Source organism: Halorubrum vacuolatum (genome assembly GCF_900188065.1).
GTDB classification, from domain to species: domain Archaea; phylum Halobacteriota; class Halobacteria; order Halobacteriales; family Haloferacaceae; genus Halorubrum; species Halorubrum vacuolatum.
Genome location: NZ_FZNQ01000016.1, coordinates 1 through 19,779, shown reverse-complemented (window position 1 = coordinate 19,779; position 19,779 = coordinate 1). Strand labels below are relative to the sequence as shown.

Annotated in this window: 17 protein-coding genes; 4 read left to right on the top strand and 13 right to left on the bottom strand. The window is 49.7% G+C overall.

Annotated features, from left to right (window positions below; translation table 11 throughout):
• Positions 1-207 precede the first annotated feature (207 nt).
• Positions 208-1,608 carry an ATP-binding protein gene (locus tag CHB65_RS12925; protein WP_089385494.1) on the bottom strand — a complete coding sequence of 467 codons (1,401 nt, stop codon included), beginning with the start codon at positions 1,606-1,608 and terminating at the stop codon, positions 208-210.
• 166 nt (positions 1,609-1,774) lie between these two features.
• Between CHB65_RS12925 and CHB65_RS12920 the strand changes: the two genes are divergently transcribed.
• Together CHB65_RS12920 and CHB65_RS12915 are read left to right on the top strand one after the other, a co-directional pair.
• Positions 1,775-2,020: a DUF7557 family protein gene (locus tag CHB65_RS12920; protein WP_089385493.1), complete on the top strand. Its 246-nt coding sequence runs from the start codon at positions 1,775-1,777 to the stop codon at positions 2,018-2,020.
• 879 nt (positions 2,021-2,899) lie between these two features.
• Positions 2,900-4,027, top strand: a complete 1,128-nt coding sequence (locus CHB65_RS12915) for a tyrosine-type recombinase/integrase (protein ID WP_089385492.1) — start codon at positions 2,900-2,902, stop codon at positions 4,025-4,027.
• Between the two features lie 15 nt (positions 4,028-4,042).
• On the opposite strand, the gene CHB65_RS12910 is transcribed toward CHB65_RS12915, so the two are convergent.
• The 4 genes from CHB65_RS12910 to CHB65_RS12895 form a co-directional block, all read right to left on the bottom strand.
• On the bottom strand, positions 4,043-5,419 hold the full coding sequence (locus CHB65_RS12910) for a site-specific integrase (RefSeq protein ID WP_089385491.1): 1,377 nt from the start codon (positions 5,417-5,419) through the stop codon (positions 4,043-4,045).
• A gap of 462 nt (positions 5,420-5,881) precedes the next feature.
• A complete protein-coding gene (locus tag CHB65_RS12905; protein WP_089385490.1) occupies positions 5,882-7,231 on the bottom strand; it encodes a PD-(D/E)XK nuclease family protein in 1,350 nt (449 codons plus the stop codon).
• A 118-nt stretch (positions 7,232-7,349) separates the two neighbouring features.
• Positions 7,350-8,411: an HNH endonuclease gene (locus CHB65_RS12900; protein ID WP_089385489.1), complete on the bottom strand. Its 1,062-nt coding sequence runs from the start codon at positions 8,409-8,411 to the stop codon at positions 7,350-7,352.
• Between the two features lie 84 nt (positions 8,412-8,495).
• The gene (locus CHB65_RS12895) at positions 8,496-9,053 is read right to left on the bottom strand and encodes a hypothetical protein (RefSeq protein WP_143420421.1); all 558 of its coding nucleotides are present in this window, start codon (positions 9,051-9,053) and stop codon (positions 8,496-8,498) included.
• Between the two features lie 209 nt (positions 9,054-9,262).
• Here CHB65_RS12895 and CHB65_RS12890 point away from each other — a divergent pair, with 209 nt between their 5' ends.
• On the top strand, positions 9,263-9,469 hold the full coding sequence (locus CHB65_RS12890; RefSeq protein WP_089385487.1) for a hypothetical protein: 207 nt from the start codon (positions 9,263-9,265) through the stop codon (positions 9,467-9,469).
• 68 nt (positions 9,470-9,537) lie between these two features.
• On the opposite strand, the gene CHB65_RS12885 is transcribed toward CHB65_RS12890, so the two are convergent.
• Genes CHB65_RS12885 through CHB65_RS12875 form a run of 3 tightly spaced genes read right to left on the bottom strand, consistent with a single transcriptional unit; the run spans position 9,538 to position 15,353 of the window.
• Positions 9,538-12,501 (bottom strand): type I restriction endonuclease subunit R, encoded by a 2,964-nt coding sequence (locus tag CHB65_RS12885; protein WP_245809974.1) that lies wholly within the window; start codon positions 12,499-12,501, stop codon positions 9,538-9,540.
• Positions 12,502-12,504: 3 nt separating this feature from the next.
• On the bottom strand, positions 12,505-13,791 hold the full coding sequence (locus CHB65_RS12880) for a restriction endonuclease subunit S (protein WP_143420420.1): 1,287 nt from the start codon (positions 13,789-13,791) through the stop codon (positions 12,505-12,507).
• The gene (locus tag CHB65_RS12875) at positions 13,788-15,353 is read right to left on the bottom strand and encodes a class I SAM-dependent DNA methyltransferase (protein WP_089385484.1); all 1,566 of its coding nucleotides are present in this window, start codon (positions 15,351-15,353) and stop codon (positions 13,788-13,790) included. The genes CHB65_RS12880 and CHB65_RS12875 overlap by 4 nt, the downstream gene beginning before the upstream one ends.
• A 129-nt stretch (positions 15,354-15,482) precedes the next feature.
• On the opposite strand from CHB65_RS12875, the gene CHB65_RS12870 reads away from it, so the two are divergent.
• Positions 15,483-16,022 (top strand): TATA-box-binding protein, encoded by a 540-nt coding sequence (locus tag CHB65_RS12870; protein ID WP_089385483.1) that lies wholly within the window; start codon positions 15,483-15,485, stop codon positions 16,020-16,022.
• Between the two features lie 102 nt (positions 16,023-16,124).
• Here CHB65_RS12870 and CHB65_RS12865 read toward each other — a convergent pair whose 3' ends face one another.
• From CHB65_RS12865 to CHB65_RS12845, 5 genes are all read right to left on the bottom strand, one after another.
• Complete coding sequence (locus CHB65_RS12865) at positions 16,125-16,472, bottom strand: DUF6908 domain-containing protein (RefSeq protein WP_089385482.1); 348 nt, start codon at positions 16,470-16,472, stop codon at positions 16,125-16,127.
• Between the two features lie 188 nt (positions 16,473-16,660).
• Positions 16,661-17,827, bottom strand: coding sequence for a hypothetical protein (locus tag CHB65_RS16980; protein WP_143420419.1), 1,167 nt, complete (start codon positions 17,825-17,827; stop codon positions 16,661-16,663).
• Complete coding sequence (locus CHB65_RS16975; RefSeq protein ID WP_143420418.1) at positions 17,814-18,608, bottom strand: hypothetical protein; 795 nt, start codon at positions 18,606-18,608, stop codon at positions 17,814-17,816. Before CHB65_RS16975 ends, CHB65_RS16980 begins: the two co-directional genes overlap by 14 nt.
• Positions 18,605-19,288 (bottom strand): hypothetical protein, encoded by a 684-nt coding sequence (locus tag CHB65_RS12850; protein WP_089385479.1) that lies wholly within the window; start codon positions 19,286-19,288, stop codon positions 18,605-18,607. The genes CHB65_RS16975 and CHB65_RS12850 overlap by 4 nt, the downstream gene beginning before the upstream one ends.
• Complete coding sequence (locus CHB65_RS12845) at positions 19,281-19,631, bottom strand: Cdc6/Cdc18 family protein (protein WP_089385478.1); 351 nt, start codon at positions 19,629-19,631, stop codon at positions 19,281-19,283. Before CHB65_RS12845 ends, CHB65_RS12850 begins: the two co-directional genes overlap by 8 nt.
• Positions 19,632-19,779 lie beyond the last annotated feature (148 nt).

Sequence of the window (19,779 nt, the reverse complement as noted above, 5' to 3'; positions counted from 1 at the left end):
GCATTGACTTAAACGTCTGGGAAACTATGTAGTATTCTGCATAATGTCGACTTTTCAGACCGTATAAACCTGATTTCATGTTAAATCTAGATAGATAGATTCGATATAGAAGCAGAAAAAATAAACTAAAGATAATCATACCGTCATGAAATTATTACTTTAAACGCAAGTATAGATTAACTATTTAGTACCGTGCCACTATGATCTTCACATAAGAGCACCGATAACATCTTCAAGCGTGAATAGTCGAAGGGAGTCCTCTTCGTCGGCTGCCTCTCGAACTGACTGTTTGAACCCGTTTCGGCTGAACAGTACGTACTCGTAATCGGGCTTCCCACCAGCTGGCGGCGTCCAATCGATCTGCTTGGCTTCTTCCTGTAGTCGAGAAAGCACGGCGTATCCAACGGGCTGATTGGTGAACTTCACTTCTCCTGCGAGAAGTGTTCCCTCGGCAGTGAGCCCAACAACATCAATTTCGTGTTCTCTGTGCCACCAGCTCCCCGGTTGCTCGGTAAACGTGAGATCTGAATACAGTGCGGGGACAGCCTGCTGGCACAGTTGCTCGAAGACATCACTGACGAAGTTCGGGAGTTCAGGCTCGACGAGTTCACTATACGCCGTGTCACCGTACATTTCGTATCGACCACCGCGGCCGTGAACGAACCGAAACCAGAAGCGGAAGAGGTGATCACTGATCCGATACCGACGTTTCCGACTGCGCGTCGGATCCGCCGTCACGGGGTAGTCGGGTTCGATAAGCTCCAGATCCACCAATCGGTCGAGATAGTAACTCGAACTGTTCGCCTCGATACCCGCATCACCAGCGATTTCATTCCGCGTTCGATTCCCTTTAGCGATCGCTTCGAGAATAGCGAAGAAGCGATTCACCTCATCAACTTCCATTCGAAGGATCAGTTCTGGCTCCTCGTGAAGGCTACCCTGTTGATACAGCAACGTTCGCGTAATGTTCTCGCCAAGTGACTGCGTGTCATCGACCGCCTGGAGATAGTGAGGGACACCCCCAAACACCCCGTACGCGAACACCTGTTCCTCAGGACTGTAGTTGGGGAAAAACTCCATCGCTGCCCCGAAATCGAGTTGATTGATCGGAAACTTCCCGCTGGGATTCTGTGAGATACGGCCGTATAGTGGAGCCCGTCCATCAAGCGTAAGGTCGTACATCATCCCGATCGCTGATCCGGTAATGACGAGCGTCGCTGCGGAGTCCTCGACGTTGTGGTCCCACAGTCGCTGAATCAACGATGGGAGTTCCTCATCAGCGTCTGCGAGGTAAGGGAATTCGTCGAGAACGATGATCGCGTCCTGATCGATGAGATAGTCCAGAATTGTTTCCCAGTCACGTTGGAGACGTTCGATGTCAGGATACGTCGCACCCGCGTCGGTCACGAAAGCGTCGAGTTGGGCCTTCGCGGTTGTTTCTGTCGCCTGGTGATACACTGCGTCGTCCCGCTCGCGGATCGATTCTGCGACCAGTCTCGTCTTACCGATCCGGCGACGCCCCCATACGACGGCGAGTTCCGCTTCGTCACTCGCATAGAGGGCTTGCAAACGCGCGAGTTCTTTTTCCCGATTGACGAACTCCACCATGAGCTATTCTTCGTTTTCACCGGAGATATAGCCACCGATAGTGTAGCCTCAACTAGTGTAGCCTCAACTATTATAGTCCAAACAATCTCTTTAACACGTGTCTGGAGGCACTGTCTCGGATCCAGCCAACAGTACGTTTAGCACTCTCAACTACCTTGTATCCGATATGACTACGTCGATTAAAATTAGCAAGGAAACCAAGCGGAAACTCGAAGTCATTAAGCGTCCCGACGAGACGTTCGACGAGTTGCTGTCTCGCCTTATAATCGAAAGAACTGAAGATGATGTCGAAGCACTGGCTGGCTTCGCTGACAACGATATTGAACAGCATATGGATGATGAGAGAACAGCTTTCAGTGACTCTCTCAACGATCGGACCGATCGGACCCACACACGGTTGGATCAGTCCTGAGTGTAAGCAAACAGAGCGCACGTGGCGTCCACAGTCTGGATTGTTCTGCGGTTTGCACAACGATGAGATCTGTCGCGTACGTTTGCCGTGCATGATACAGGACAGCGAAGACTTTGAGCCAGTTCGGAACGTCAGAGATCCCACTCGTTCTCAAACACTGAATACGCGCGGATGACCTCAACGAGCTGGCTTGTGTGCGAGTTTCTCCACGTTGGGAAACGGGTGAGACAGTATGGGAAGGGTCGACCCCCAACAGCGGAACACGGTAGCTGATGGCGTGTGGTGTCGATTGTGAGCACGACTATATCGCATACTTGTGTGTGGTGTTGAAGCGATCGTGAGACCGAACGTCCGTGGGTATCGGGCTCGTGCACTGCCCGGTGCAGGATTCAAGCGATATTTGGATGATACCCCTGGTTGGTGTCCCGTCGCCTGTGTTCTGTGAGGGTCTCGCTTGCTGGCAGTGTGTCTGGGTAGATCCACCCTACCGCTAAGGCAATTAACTGGGTTTTTTATAACCTTCCAGTTCCTATAATGACTCAGACGGACGAAAATCAGCATCTCAGGAGTTGAACCATCTCTGTGGGTGGTTTAATGACGATTAGGCGAGGGTTGTACTCTCGAGGCAATGACCGGGGTTCAAATCCCCGCCGGAGCATTCACACCCCGACGCCTTCTGCCGGTTTTCGGTCATGCACTAACCCGAGGTAAACGCATGATCGAGGGCAATTACATTCGGAGAGTGCATCGACCCCGACGCCGTCCGGCGATTTCCGATTTCGAGTGGGCAATACGGTTAGCGGGGGAAAACCCGCCGCCGTCTGGCGATCGGCAAAATCGAGGGGCAATGATCTGGGTTCCCGTCAGGAGGGTCAGGCAATGAAGAACAGCGACCAGGCAACCGACCCCTTGGATGGCATCAAACTCATCCCGGAACCATCAGAGAAGTTACTCAACGAGCGGCAGTATCTCGACTATCGGAACGAGCGCGAGCGGTGTCTCGAATGGTTGCTAACCTTCGGCAAGGATCCTGAAAAAGCAGAGGGGTACGCCAAAACGACGGTGAGCAACCGAGCCTACCGGATGGACCAATTCTACCGATGGGTGTGGGAGTACGAAGACGGTTACACGACAAACCTCACACACGAACACGCCGACGAATACCAACGGTATCTCGCCGGGACTGAGACATCGAACGCGCACAAAAACACGTGTACGAAAGCGGTGATGATGCTCTACAAATGGCTGCATCACCAGCGAGGTGCCGACAAGTGGGAAAAGGAAATTACGTTCTCGCGGAAGAACCAGTCTACAACGCCACGGGACTACCTGACGCGTAAAGAGCGAACGAAGATTCGGAACGCATCGCTGGAATATGGGAGTGTACCGAGCCGGGAGAAGGTCTGGGGTGAAGAACGAGACCGATGGGTTCGATACCTCTCCCAGCGATTCGAGAAGCCGAAAGAAGCGGTCACGGAAGAAGACTGGGAGCGAGCGAACAGCTGGAAAATCCCGAGTCTCATCGCTACGAGTCTCGACGCCGGATTGCGCCCGATCGAGGTTGAGCGAGCACGAACGACCTGGGTGGATACCGAAAACGAGGTGCTTCGCATCCCGAAAGAGGACTCGTCGAAGAACACGGAAAACTGGATCGTCGGGCTACAGGAGCAAACCGTCACCATGCTTGATCGGTGGCTCCAGCAACGAACGGCGAAGGAGAAGTACGATGATACAGACGCATTGTGGCTGACGAGACGAAGCAATCCCTACCAGTCAGCGACGCTCGGTCGGTTGCTCAGAAAGCTCTGTGAAATCGCGGACATATCGACAGAAAACCGCCAGATGAGCTGGTACGCTATTCGCCACTCGACTGGCACCTACATGGCGAGAGAGGAAGGACTGGCTGCTGCACAGACGCAGCTCCGGCACAGAACTCCAGAGACAACAATGAAGTACGATCAGGCTCCAGTTGAGGACAGACAGGACGCACTCGATCGGATGGGCTGACGGTCCCTGGCTCGGTCAGTCGCTCGATTCCTCGTTGAGAATCTGGCTTGTAATATCAACTCTCGCTCCCGTCGTATCCGGAATCACTGCATCTACATGGATGCCGCCACCGTTCGTTCGCGTGACAGCCCCTTCGTTCCCAGCTGTCCCGTCCTTAGTGTTGGCCGTTGACGTAGCGTTCATTGGGGTGGCCTCTTCCTCGAACGGGTTATATCCTGGATCGTCTTTCGCTCGCTCGGCCTTCCGATGGGTTTCATTGAGTCGAGCTTGACGTCTTTCGACGGGTGTTTCGTTATAATTCCCTTGGGTTGTCTCCAATCGATCGTGTCGCAGCTGGTCGTTTGCTTCCGATAGTTCGCCTTCGTCAGTGACATTCCTGCCCATGGTCTGTCTGAGCGAGTACCAGACGATTTTTCGACCTTCGACGGAAATCCCCGCCTGTCTACAGAGCTTTCTTATGAGTCGGCAGAGACTACCGGACTCGTAGGGATTCCCGTTCCGGTTGAGCCAGATCTTGTTGCTTCCATCATATTTGCTCAGATGACGGCGCTCCTGTAACCACGTGCTCAGCGCTTCAACTGAGGGGTCGGACAGGGCGACCTCCTCCTTTTTGCGCTCTTTGCAGGCGTATTCGGATGGAATGCGTAGGACCTTGGACTTCGGGTTGTACCAGGAAGTCTCAGCATTAGCAATTTCGATAGGGGCCAGCCCGGCGTCGTATCCGACCACGACCATGGCGTAGACTTTCTGGCTCCAATCTGCGTGCAACCAGTCCTCGCGCACCACTTCCTCTTTTGCTTTGCCCAAGCGTTGAGCAACCAATCCGTTGATCGTCTCACGCTCCTCTTCGGACGTATTATAATACGAGGGGAGTGAGCCGTACGATTTGGCTTCGTCGAACAACTGGCCGAGTTCTTGGTAGGTGAAACGATCCGCCGAAGTGCTGTTTCCGTCTGTGAAGCTGATCTTCGGTTCCCACTCGTAGTCTATCGTCTCTTTCTCGTAATAGTGCCATCTGAAGTAGATCTCCAGTGTATTGGCGAACTTTCGTTTGGATGATTCGCTGTACTCTTCACCCTTGTTCGAGCCATGCTGTTGGGTTATCTCTCCGCGGTCGATCAGGCGTAATACCTCATCCGCATGCTCAGTATCGATGCGAGTCGGATCGTCAGGTTCGAAATGCTGGATGACAAGTCGATGGAGCTGATCAAGGCGAGGCATGTAATTGTCTGCCGTTGACCGCTTGATACCCTTCCTTCGACGTGGGTTCTTCCCTTTACTCAACATCCACTCATACAGCTCATCGTATTCTTGCTGAACGACTGACGCCTCATCGCCGAGCATATCCCTCAACGTCATCGTTATGGCCGCTGGTGATTCAGCTTCTGTCATATAGCGCAGAGCGGCATATGAAATGGATATTTAAAATGGTTAGGGCCTTATCTGGCAAATTCCCTTGATAGAATCCTTGTATCTGGTGAAATCAGATTCACAGCATGGGTATCAGACTGACAACACGACCATATCGCCAAATGTGACACATTCCCAGTTGACGTTCCCACATCCCAGCCCCAGATGATCGATTCTCTTTCCTTCCGCTGTCCGGGGATTCAGCATAAACCGTTGCAATACCCGTATCCCTGATTTGAATCTATTGCGCCAGATAAACTACCTACATGCTCTCTAAACCTTGATGCAGCCGGATTCTATGAAGTATGCCTGCCGACGTTGCAACGATCCATCGAAAATCGAGATCCGGTCTGGAAATATCTTACCAGGGCTGTTGAACGAGATCCCCGATCTCTTGTTACGCATGTCTACTAAGACTCATACCGTCTCAACGAGCTTGACTGCTCACACTGCTACGTCTTCGTCGATCGTCGTTTTGTAGAGTCGATCGATCGTTCCAATCAACTCCGGATTTGAGACAACACCTTCGTCAATCGCACGCGCTAACGCAGCCAGATACGCCTCAAAGAAGTCCCCGTGTCCGTCAGTCTTTATACCATATTCCCCGCGGAGCACATTGGACTTGTTTCCTGTCACTGTGAAATTCGTTCCAGCAATCGTCGCTTCGATTTCATTCCGTGCCTCAGCGAAGCGGTCCGCGAACCCGTTGTAGAAGTCTTCGTGACCAGACGGAGCATTTCGAACGTACACGATAAGTGTATGATCGCGGACCGCATCCTCTTGGTTCCTTTCTAAGCGATGGAGGAATCCAACTCTCGCGTTCGGTTTGATGGCATTCGATACCGGACGATCCTCGTCCAGCTTCCACCACCACTCCCGTGGGAACATCCACGACCAGTCCGACTTCCCCTGGCGGAACGTCCACTGCCGTCGTTCATCGCCATTCATCTCCAATTCGACCGCTGCGTACTCATCAGGGACATCTGGATCGTCAACCAGTTCGGCCGCATCGAGCGTCTGAGCCAATCGCGTTCCCCACGTCTCTTCGAACGCCGACCACGCATCGTTAAACGCGGCTTCTATATCCGCGATGATATCGTAGTTTTTGACGTACAGTTCAACCATCTCTTGTTGATTCTCCTGATAGTCGGTCACGGTGAGTTCACTCCGAATCGTATCGATGAAATCACGCAATTGTGCTGTCGTCCGCGCTGGATATGCGTCGTAACTTTCCGCGAGGAACGTCTGGAGTTCCGATGCTATCCACTCCCACGACACTTGCACAAAATCGTCTGCAGCTGGTGGTGACGCCTCGTCTGGTGTTAAATAGACGTAGTGATGACCGTCGCTGGGAATCTCTGACTTATCGAGGTCGATCCCATCGAACGCGTCTACATTAACGTACCTGACTGTCTGATCCTGCCCTTCCGATGCTTCTATCTTCAATTCCCAGCACATGAACCACTCCTCAGGCACCCACAACATGACATCTGGAATGCCTTCTGACGTCGAAACCTCCTGTGCGATTTTGATGTCATTAATCTCGAACCGCGAAAACGAATACTCCAACCCTTCTCGATCAGCCAGCGCTGCCAATACGTGTTCGAGCACCGCGTGATCGAGTCCATGTGCCTCGCGTGGGGTCAAAAAATACACCAGAAACTGCTGCCAGTCTCGTTCCTGTGTGCTCCGTCCGAGAACCTGCAGCGACGTGGGCGGGGGTTCTTCCGCTTTCGGTAACACGGCGAGCTGTTGTCGTATCTCCGCCAGCCGAGATTCGATACGTTCTGCCACATGTTATGGTTTCTCACGCGGGAAATCAAAGTATCCTTTTTCAAGACGCTACCAAGCGGCTTGAGTTCATTTTTCGAAACGAATTTCAGAAAATCCTGTCCAAGCGATCCGCGGACGCTCAGAGGGCTTCTTGAACCTCTTCTAATGCTTCGATCGCTGTCTCTAGCTGATTTCGGACCACCACAGCGTTACGATCCGACTGTGTCGTTGTGCTTACCTCGTTGGGAACGTCCCCAGCACCAGACACACCTACAGTTTCGGCCTGCTTGCGGGCTTTATTAGTGCTGTCAACGACCGCGTCCAATTGCTGCTGCTCGTCTTCTGCCGTATCATCCGCCCTATCTGAAGGCGACTTACGATCATGATCGTCGCCTCCTCTTTGTGGTCCACCTCTGCTGAACGCTTCTAAGGGAAACCCGTACGCACACGCACGCTTCTCTTTGTGGAACGTCGTTCGACGAGACACACCGAACACGTCCATGATTGAGTGTCGGTCGCATCCACGCTCTAACGCTTGTCTGACCTGTTCATCTTCCATGCGTTGCAGCAACAGCTGTGGATCATCTGGGATGTGTCCACGCGCCGACGTCTCAATCTGTCCGGTTAATCCCCACTCACCAGTTTCAATATCTTTATCGACGATCTGCCGGTCACGCGACTCGACAATATTATCTAGCCCCATCAATACCCACAGGCGTTCTCGAACAGCTGAAACCGACAAGTCCGCCGTCAATCCGGCCGCGATATCCCCTGTTCTCGCCGGCCCATCCTCCGCCAGGAATCGCAACATTTCGATATCCTGCGCTAGCAACACCGTCAAGTCATCTTCTGACAGTGAGACTGGCGACTCGTCCGGCGACGCTTGCTGGTGAATCCAACTGTGACACGACCTGCACAACGTTGTTAGATTCCTCGGATCATCCTCATCCATTCCATCTGGATCACGCTCAATATGATGGATATGCAGCGTTGCCAATCCTCCACGCTCCGGGCCACATCTCCCACACACTTGGCACCGATGTCCGTCTCTCTCCAGCGCCTCCGCTCGCGTCTCCGAATCTACCGTTTCGTGACACTCATGTGGATCACGGACGTCTGCCTCTTCGTCCGCGTCGCCAGCTGCTTCTTGTTCACCTGAATCTCCACTGTCGCTTCGATCTCGTGGCTCAGTCTGTGACATGATTTCAGAGAGGTTGCTTGCAAAGTTGCTCCTCGCCAGTACGCCGTCCGAGCTGGTTTCTTAATCGGCTGACACGGTTACCGCTCATCTTTCCCTCTGATCTTCCTCGGAGAACGCTTCTGCTGCGGGCCGAATGTCATCCGCAGGCTCCTGAAGCTGATTTATTTCGGTTACTGCCTCGTTGACATCACTCCCATCTTCCTTACCGGCAACGGCAGCCTCAATTTCCGCCGTCGATGGTCCACGAATTTCCTGCAACTCCTCTACAGAGTATGCCTCCATCGCCTCTGACGGGCTCACCAACGCAATCTCAGGATCCAACAACACCTTCCACGATGCCTTCTTCCCCGCATCTAGCACTCTCCCAACACGCCCGCGAACAATCAGCTCGCGTACCCCACGCGACCATACCACAGAAAACTCATTTTCGTGTTCTTCACACAAGACGAATCCAACCTCGAAGCCCGGCTCAGAAGCTGGTCGGACAGCGTACACCGTTACCGACTCACCCTTTCGGAGTTTAGCACTGCATTCCTGACAAATAGCAGTGTCAGCCCCGAACCCGATGCAGTGGAGTTGGTGTTTGTCATTCCCGATCGATTCTTCGATGGTTTCTTCGTTCGACGTGTTCGAATCGTACATGGGTTCTCGAATCCTCATGGAGAGCCCGGTCCGGATGTGCTGGCATCCGGGCGATTTCATCACCTATGGCCGCTAGACCGGACTTCACGCCATAGGTTACTACATGTGGTCATATAAAGGTTACTGTAATTGGTAATGTGACTGTTTACAGTACCTTTGTGACTGTCGGTAGTAAGAACTTCTTTGGTGAGTCGTGCTCAATCGGGGATATGGTTGATGATCAGTATCGGGGCCTCCTCACAGAGCGGGAGCGCGAAATTCTGCGAGGTGATGCAGATGTCTCGGATAACTATCGATATCGGGTGGTAAGTCGGATTCGAACAAAGATAGAAAATGTAGACGAAGACGTGGAGATTCTAGCCGAGAATCGAGAAGATCTACTCGAAGAACTGCGTGAAGTCGTTTGCGAAGACTAGACCATCCGTCAAGCGATTCATACGTTTCAAACTAACAAACAGAGTTTCATACTATTCACCTGGAACCTCTATGTGCCAACATCGCCGTATAGTGCTTCTGCCTGGTGCACGATCGGATCGATTAATGGTTCGTATTCTCCGTGAGAGAGACCATTTTTTCGGAGAAGACCCTTGACCCGGACCTTGAGTTTGGAACGCATTGCTTTTCGATTCGTCCAGTCGATATTGACGTTCTCTTTCAACATCTCGCACAATTCCTGTGCTATTTCTTGGAGTTGCTCTTCGGAAATCTCTTCCTCAGTATTCGTCGCAACCGCATCGTAGAAGGCGAGTTCTTCGGCAGTCAGTCCCAGCCGTTCCTTTCGTCTATCTTCCTGCTGGAGTTCATTCGCGTATGCTTTCAGCTCCTCGATCACTTCCTCTGTAGTCAGGAACTGGTTATTGTACTTGTTGAGGGTCTCCTCTAACTCCTCTTCAAAAGATTCGTACTTGGCGAGGTTCTGTTGTTTCCGGGTCGAAATCTCACTACGAAGAAGCGACTCAAGCATCTCCACCTGGAGTTCCGGCTCTTCGACTCGTTCGACATCAGAAAGGAACTCCTCGCTGACGATCGGATCCTCGGACTTCCACTTATCGAACCCAGCAACGGTCACGACGTCATCGGCGGTGATTCCTTCGGCGATGAGCTCTTTCATCGCCGATTCGACGTCCTCATCTTTCGTGGTAGAGTCTGTCTCTAGAGATCGAAGGCTGTCACGGACCGCTTCGAAGAACAGCAGGTCCGAGCGGATCTCACTCGCTTCATCGTGAGGCGTCACAAGCGCGAATGCTTTCCGCAGTTCCGTGACAGCCTGCATGAACTCCTCTTTCTTCTCTTCAGTTGCGATCACCTCGCTTTCGGCTCGATGGATGAGTCGGGAAAGCTCCAGGTCATCCAGCTCTTGCCAGTTCTTGTAGTCTACCCTGTTGAAGAAACTAGCCACCTCGTGGTACTTCTTCCACATCACCTCGACGGCTGTTTCGACGTCAACCATCGCCATGTCCTGGATGTCCGACGTGTACTTGTCCAGCGCCTTGCGGAGGTCTTCAGCAATCCCGATGTAGTCTACGACGAGTCCTCCTGGCTTGTCTTTGTAGACGCGGTTGACTCGACCGATGGTCTGGAGGAGGTTGTGGTTCTTCATCGGTCGGTCGATGTATAACGTGTGCAGCGGCGGACAGTCGAATCCGGTCGTCCATTTGTCGCAGACTACGATGATCTTCAACGGATCGTCGGGATCCTTGAATCGACGCTTGAGTTTGTCTTCACTGACGGGGTCGTCGATGTACTCGTCAGGATCCGAGATTACGACGTCAACCTCGGGGGCGTCGGGTTGCTGTTCGATGAGTTCCTTGTATCTGACCGCTGCCTTCCGGCTGATGGCAACGGCCATCGCCTTACCTTCGATCTCACGGTCGTTGAAGTGATCGACAATGTCGGCCGAGATCTTCTCTAACCGGTCATCCGCGTTTTCGATGATACGGCGGAGGTTGGTCCACTTCTGAACGAGTTCGCCTTCGAGGTCCTCCGTTCCTTGGTCGAGCAGTTCTTCAACTGCATCGCTGATCTTGCCTTTGTTGAGTTGGAGCTTTACGAACCGGGATTCGTAGTAGATCGGGACCGTCGAGCCGTCCTTTTCGGACCGGTCGATCGTGTACGTGCTCACGTACTCTCCGAACGTCTGCCGCGTTGCCTTGTCGCCCTCGTGGATCGGTGTTGCAGTGAATCCGAGGAACGAGGCGTTCGGGAGTGCGGTTCGAAGATTCATCCCCAGATCCTCGGTCTGGGAACGGTGCGCCTCGTCAGCGATGACGATGACGTCCTCCCGCTCGTTGATGACTGGATGGTCGAGTTCGTCACCTACCGTCTGGAACTTTTGAATGGTCGTGAAGATGATGCCGCCAGTCGCACGATCGAGTTCGTCGCGGAGGTCCGTGATGCTGTCCGCCCACTGTACGTTGAATCCAGCGTCGCTGAACGTGTGTGTGATCTGTTCGTCCAGTTCGTTGCGGTCGGTGACGATAACGAACGTCGGATTTCCGAAGTCGCTGCTCCGACGGATCTTGCGGACGAAGTAGACCATCGAGAGCGACTTCCCGGACCCCTGGGTGTGCCAATAAACGCCGATCCGTCCGAGATCACTCCCCATCGTCTCCTTTGCACTTTCCACGGCCTTACGAACGCCGTAGAACTGGTGGTACCCAGCCATCATCTTCACCAGTTGCCCATCGTTCTTGCTGAAGACGATGAAGTTCTCAATGAGGTCCAGCAGACGCTCTTTGTCGAACACACCGCGGAGGAGGACCTCCTGTTCAGGGAGGTCATCGCGTTCGTCGCCTTCTCCCTCAATATATCGCCATGGGCGGTACCACTGCCACCCTGCATCAAGGCAGCCAATCCGGGCCTCATTCAGATCCATCAGTCCAATTATTTCATTGTAACGTAGCAAAGGGGGTATATCGTTCCGGTAACGCTTGTTCACCTGATTGTATGCGTTTTCCAACGTAGCTTTCGGATCTGTTGGACTTTTGAATTCAAGGACACCGATCGGCAACCCATTAATGAATACTATCAGATCAGGACGGCGTCTAGGATTTTCACCCACTTGAACCGAGAATTGATTCGTTACCAACCAATCATTGTTTTCTGGATTGCTAAAATCAATCGGATTAACAAAACGCCCTATCTGTTCACCTCTTTTTTCATATTCGACCTGTACGCCGTCAATTAATTGGATGTGGAAATCCTGGTTATCTTCTAAAAGGTTCGGTGACTGTGTACTGGTGAGCGCACGGATCGCTTCCTGAAGGCCCTCTTCAGGGATATTTGGATTAATCCGATGAAGACTTTCTTTCAATCGTTCATATAGTATAACTTGGGAAATTGTAGCTCGTTCAGATTTAAGATTCTCTGCGGAGATATACTCATACCCAAGTTCTTCGAAAGTTTTTATCGCGGGTCGTTCAGAGAGTCCCTCTTCATCCATTCCCATTCTCTATTGGATTTCACTTGGAACTGTCTTACAAGTGTCGGCACTGAACCGTATTTCTCCTGACAACAGCTTAGGGAGGATCGTATCTCGTAGCTCATGGAGCTTTATTGATTCGTGAATATTATTCACTATTTTCTGGAAAAACGGACGAGTTATTTCACTAAACTCTTTGACAACGTCTGATTTTGGGAGAGGTATTTCATATTCGCACATCTCTTCCCAACCTACTCTCGGCATTCGTGTTCCTGTAGATACATTGTCGCAGTAATCAATAAAGGACTGGTCACTCAGCTGACAGAGCAAGAATTCTCGCCACTCCGACTCTTCTTTTGGTGTGATAACGAATATGTCTGTAGAACAAACTCCATCAACAGGCGCAATCCCAACTTTACAGAAATACGGTCTCAATTTACCGAATAGAATATCCCCTTTTTTGAATTCTGACTTTCTACTTGACACATCTTCTGTATTATCCCACCGCTCCAGCGAAAGGGACTGTTCAGGCATATGCTTCAGACTGAAATATGGAGTAGAAGGAGACATTTGTTCAGGATCGATCTTCTTTGATTTCTTTTGCATTATATCCCCTAAAGTACCCACACTCCAACCTTTCGGGATCTCGCCAAGATCTGTATCTTGGAATGATGTATATGGTGAGAACTCTTTGAACCACCCTTTATAAAGTGTACGAGCAGTTTTTTCCAATTTTTCATTTATTTCTTTATTCTTCTGTATTTTAGTGTCGATTGCATCCAATAACTCAACTATTTCTTTTTGTTCCTCAATGGGTGGGATTTTGATGGTTAATTCATCAAAAAAATCTGTGGAGATTCTCTGCCGTCGAGCGGTGCTTCCAGTCGCCCAGCTCAGCGCATGTTGCCTAATGTCTTCTCGCCTGACTGTATAATACACAAACTTAGGAAGTACTTCTTCGCCTTTCGGGCGCATAACCATGAATTCGGTAGAACCGAAGGCGACTTCATCTTCCTCTAAATTATTTACATATGCCGTCTTTCCAATTTCAAGGCAGCGCGACATCTTCGGAAAAAGTGTATCACCGTTTTCGAACCGGGGTGCCGAATACTTGTACTCCTTCTGCTCAGTGCCTTGGATTTCTCGCGTACTGGGTCGAAGTTGTTCCATTGCCACATACGTTTGCTTTTCTCCCTTTTCCAGAGATGGATAATTGTTTATTTCAATGATATCAGAGAAGGTTCTTTCCTCCCATTCTCCTAAGGAGTTATCCATATTTCCATCCATGAATTCAGTTAGTTTTTCTTGGTCGCTCAAAATCCGACCTCCCGAATTTTCTCATCGATCTTTTTTTGCAGTTCGTCACTTTCTCTGAATTTCTGGCGAAGTTCAGATGTGACTTGCTCCATTTTCGGTTCAAATGGAACATCATTCTTTTCAATATCTTCAATACCTACATACCTGCCAGGAATCAGTATATAGTCATTTTCAGCTATCTCATCAATATCTACAACTTTACAGAAGCCGGGCTCATCCTCATAGTTTTCATAGCCTTGGCGGTATGAGCGAACAGTGGATGCAATCTTATCGATGTGTTTTGGCCTTAGAATTTTCTGTTTTATGTCTTTCTGCTCGTATATGTCACGAGCATCAATAAATAGTGTTTCTCCCTTTCTTTCTCTCTCATCCGTTCCTTCACCTTTCGATTTGGACAGAACCCAAATAGACACCGGAATTTCTGTAGTGTAGAACAGTTGATCTGAAAGCACAATAATAGCGTCCAATAAGTCATCCTCTACGATTTGTTTTCGAATCTCGGCTTCTTTACCACTTGATGAGAGTGAACCCTTTGCCATGACCGTGCCGATCATACCATCCTCTGAGACATGGTATAACATATGCTGCAGGAATGCCAAATTGGCATTACTACTGGGAGGGAGACCATATTTAAATCGAGGATCGTCTTCAGAGACCGTCTCTTTCCCCCATTCGCTCATATTAAATGGCGGATTGGTAATAATGGTGTCTGCACGAAGGTTTGAAAATTTATCGTCTCTAATACTATCTCCAAGTTGAATGTTGCCGTCAATTCCCCGTAAATAAAGATTCATCTTACAGATACGCCAAGTTGCCTGATTCACCTCTTGCCCATAGATGGAAATCTGACTCTCGTCACCACCTTTCTCCTCAAGGAATTTGTGGCTTTGCACGAACATCCCACCAGATCCACAGAATGGATCGAATATCCGCCCCTCAAAGGGTTCCAGAATCTCTACCAGTAACTCGACTACGTGCTTTGGTGTGTAGAATTCACCGCCACGGTGCCCTTCTTGGCGGGCGAATTCCTTAATGAAGTACTCATAGACCCGACCAAAGACATCCTCATCCTGCGTGTCTTTACCATTTCCAAGATCGAGTTCAGAGAATTCGTTAAGAAGGCCTTCAAGAGTATCCTGTGGGATTCGAGAATACCGCTTCGGAAGCATTCCGTCGAGCCGATCCGGATTTTTGTCCTCGATAGCCCGCATCGCATCATCGATTTGCGCACCGATGTCTGGATGCGTAGCTCGCTCCATCAGGCCTTCCCAGCGAGCTTCTTCGGGGATGTAGAAGACATTTTCCTCGTGATAGGCGTCAATGTCCTCCAAAATGAACTGCCGCTCCTCATCGTCGTCTCCACAGTAGTACATCGACTCCTCGTCGTACGTCAGCTCTCGTAGTTCGTTCCGACGCTGTTCGAACGCGTCGGACATGTACTTGAGAAAAAGAAGGCCGAGTACGATGTGCTTGTATTCTGCAGACTCAACCGGCCCACGAAGGCCTTCCGCAGACTGCCAGAGGCTCTTCTCAAATTCCCCGTTGTCGCCGTTAATACTCACACTCAAAGAAGAATCTGCCACCAACTTCAAATTTAACTATTGCGATTGTCGAGTGTGTTCGCTTTCTCGGTTGGTCTACATCGGAAGATTATAACTCGTATCCCCGAAGACACCTATACGACAGGTTCGATGGTCGAGATCGTCAACGTCGTCTCATCTGGATCTCTCGGTCTGGAGTTAGATCTATCCGCTGTGTCCCGAGACTTAGGTGATATTGCCGAGTACGACCCTGAAAAGTATCCTGGCGCGTACGTTCATCTTGACGAAGATACTCCGCTGATTACGCTGTATCGAACAGGGAAATACATCATCACCGGCGCAGATTCAGAAGGAGAAGCGGAAACCACTCGTGAAGAGTTCCTCAGTACCCTAACCAGGTGTGGGATCCTTTCTGAGCCTGATGACCAGTGGTTCGATATCCAGAACTACGTGTGTACCGCAGACGTGGGGGAACAACTGAATCTCTCGGCGCTGGCCATCGGACTTGGACTAGAGGTCACGGAATACGAGCCGGAACAGTTCCCCGGATTAGTGTATCGCCCATCGGAGCACGATTGTGTTCTCTTGGTATTTGGTTCAGGACAGGTAGTCATAACCGGCGCAACCGACATCGAGTACGCAGAACAGGCGTTTTCAGATCTCCAGACACGTATCGAGGACTTGTTTTGAAAGACTATTGCTCGCTACGTCCTAATTCAGGAACGTAGAAGCCTTGGCACATCCTGTGGGCAATCCCAAGAACGAAGCGATCAGGACTGCAGCTTCGCTGAGTTACTTTTCCGCGGCCTCTACGAATCCCTGTTGCCGGAGATTTCGGTCCCAGCGCTCGATGAAGCCGTTCAGCTGAAGACCGTCTTCGTCACGCTGGTACACTCGTGGATGCTGCGTGTATTCGATCGGGACCCACTCACCGTTTTCGACACGGAAGACGATCTCGGGATCACACATCAGATCACATCGCTGGACGTAGTGATGAGCCACGCTAATTTGCTGTTGGCCGACTTTCTCGATCGTCAAGTCGTTGTACCCAGGGACTTCGACGGTATAGCTCTCGTTGACGTCCATCTGCTCGATTGAGTGGATGCCAAATTGGGCGAGAATCTCTTGTACTACCTTCATTCTGGGACCGTAGTTGGCCGCGTTATCGCACAAAAGGCTCGGCACGATATATTCCGTCTCTTTTATAATACGACAGAATTCCCAGTAATCCTGTCACCCATTATTATAAAAAAGAAATGGCAGACTGTTGAACTGATCTATGGTCTGGCGATAGTTGATAATTCTCCAAGCCAGGTTCAGACTGTAGATTAGATTGACCAATCGAAAGTTCTGTGACGATATACTGGCCAGAGAGCTAAATAGACGAGCGCCAGCACGAGTATGAGATTCACAACTATAATCCCAATTAGAATGCCGACAGTCTGCTGAGTCGTTAAATCCACCTCAAGAATTTCAAAGAACTGTGCGAGCGGCCCTATATTTATTACACCAATAATAACAGCAAAGATCCGGACGAATGGACCCAAATCTTGCCGAGATTCGGAAAGGTTGTTGTAATCATTGACGTTTCCTCGCATGCGATCTCGGCTTGTTTCTATGACTTCAGAGCTTGTGACATCTGATAACTTACCATCAGTAAAATAATGGAAGTGCCAGTGTTCCGGATCAGAGTCACATTCACAAAGCAGCGCTCGTGAATTTTCATTTTCAGAGGCAACAAAATTCACATCTTCAATATCAATATAATCATCAACTTCGTGGCAAACTAGCTGGGGTTGTTCGGAAACGTCCCATCCAACACCTTGGAAGTAGTTTTTCAACTCATCTTCAATACTCTCCGCATTAATTTCAACAGCTGCTGTTTCCTTCCGACAAAGGCGAAGTGAAAGTGGGTTCTGTAGTTGTACTAGTTGGTTGTGTAGTCCCTTCCAGAATCCTACATCTATGAACTCAGTCCAAAAATACGCGTACTCTTCTTCATCGGCATGTTTACCATTCACAAAACCAACAGACAATCTTGGCTTCAGTGGATCTGGTGAATGATTCTCGAACCTTTGACCGTCAAAGAATATTCGGAATATAATCGTTCCTACGCTATCTGACTCTGCAATCAGTCGCTTATTTAGATTATCAATTGATTCGGTGGTAATTTCAGTAAACCAGTTATGATCCTCGATCCGTGCTGCCCACTCTCTGAAAACATAATCTGGATCAATAAAGTAGACTGTGGAGACGTGATTTTGGTCCGAGCAAGTACATTCAGAAACACTTGCTCGACATGAGGTACAGACCTCTTGGTCCACTGATTTGAAGAAGGAACGCCAGTTTGAACTTAGTGTAGTCTCGTCTACGCCTGCTTGATGCAGAAATTCATCCATTTCAGGCTCAAAAAATCGGTAATCAGTGACGTTTCCATGCGCTGGGATCTCCGTCAGTACACGATTAAGAAACTGGGTATCCTCATCTGAGAGCATAATCATCAATGGCTTCTTCTATTATTTCAAGTGGCGTATCCCAACGTTGATGCAATAGCGCATGAAGGTGACTTGAGAGCTTATCAAAATCTGGGCGGGTAGTCTCTTCGGCAGTTACTGCGTACTTCTCAAAGAACTCTTCAATCCTGCCATCCTGATATGGGAGTGTCTCGTCTTCATCAACATTTGGATAGGAATCATCTTCCAGATCAAGTTTCGACAATTCGATTCCGGTATTTGCAATTATCGACTCAAATACGTGTCGTTCTTCATCCTGATAGTCATCCTCATCAAAGTAATTGTTTACCAAGCTACTGAATGCTCGATTGACCCTCTCTCTGTGGACTTCTTCAGGGGAAGCGAAAGAACCGCCGAAAGCTTGGTAAACGTATTCGTCAATCAGGTCATCAAGTGGATCAAGAAATTCTCTGTGGTCTCGGATTGCAGCGAGATGTCCTTCTAACTCATTCAGAAAGTCTTCTTGAGTGGGTTTTGTCGTGTTGATGTGGCCGTCATTATATGCCTGGACTTGGACGGGTTTTTCAACCGTGCCATCATCATAATCAACATAGAACCGAACCTGTGTGATTCTGCCTTCTTCATGCGCTGGTTCTAATACCGGGGAACCATACAACGACTCTGACCGATCTCCGCGATATCTGGCTGTATTCACACTCGAATCACGGAAGTCGCTGTAATCTAGACCTGAGTTATCTCCTCGCATCAAATTTTGAAGCATAAGGAGATCGGTTTCGCGTAGCTCCAATTTATCGTGACTCATGTATTGATCCCCCAACGCTTGACTGCATCTTTGATTTCGTTTTGAATTGAATCACGTCCTACTGAATTAGAGATGCCAACGAACCCGTCATCAACATAGGCACGAACCTCTATTGTATAACGGTTTTCGCGTATCAGACGTTCAGCATCTTCTAATTCTGTTTCACTTAGATCAATGAAGTCACCGTCTTCTGTCATTGCCCTTTGTAGCCCCTCTGCTTCGATATCTTCCGGATGGTCTACCACCTCAAATTGCAGATCGACTATATCTTCACCAGCGTCTGTTCGTACCTTACTAAGAGTGGTCGGCCGTCGAAAGTCCTCTCCTTCTAAGTACGTCAATTCATCACCTTCACGTTCGGTTGCTTTATCAACTAACAAATCATATTCAAGTTCATCAACCACATAGAACTGGATATTGAATTGGTCGCCTTTCTCACCGTGTTTTTCAAACATTGAATCAATGAATTGATCGAACCGATCCTGCTCTACACGGTCCGAGATCTCTTCGAGGAAATCCCACTTCTCATTCTCTAAGAGATAATTAATATCCAGATCTGCTTCTTCCAGAATCTCCTGTACAAGAGGCTCTTCCTCTGTTCGGAATTTACCGACCCGGATCCGATCAATCTTTTCATCACGTTTATATTCATCTCTGAATAGATAGCGGTTGTCAGCCATCGTTTTCACCCCCTTCAGACGGTAAAACCGGATCTTCATCAATCATAGACTGAAACTCATTCTGATATTTGTTTAGCATCTCACGAGCATCAACCAGCATCATATGTGGGTGGACCAATTCTTTGAACGCTTCTCTCACATCTTCTTCTTCAATCGTCTTTACATTACGCTCCCGTGCATTTTCTGCAGCTATATGCCAAACAATTCGCGTAGTCTCCTCTAACTGAACTTTTAGATAATCAAGTGACTCTCCACCTACCTGCATGTCCTCTTCTTGTTCTTTCACAAACTCCCAAAGAGGTGATTCTTTGATTGGATCTGCTTCTTCCGATGAATCTCCCATGTCAGTGAGAATATAACGAAATTCCATAAGTGCTGTGCTAATAGGTCTCTACACCATTCGTATTCGTTTAAGCCCCCGCATTGGCGGTGAGGTCACTACACACCTCCTCTAACAGCGTTTTTCGACCGGGAGAGGGTTGTTTAGCTTC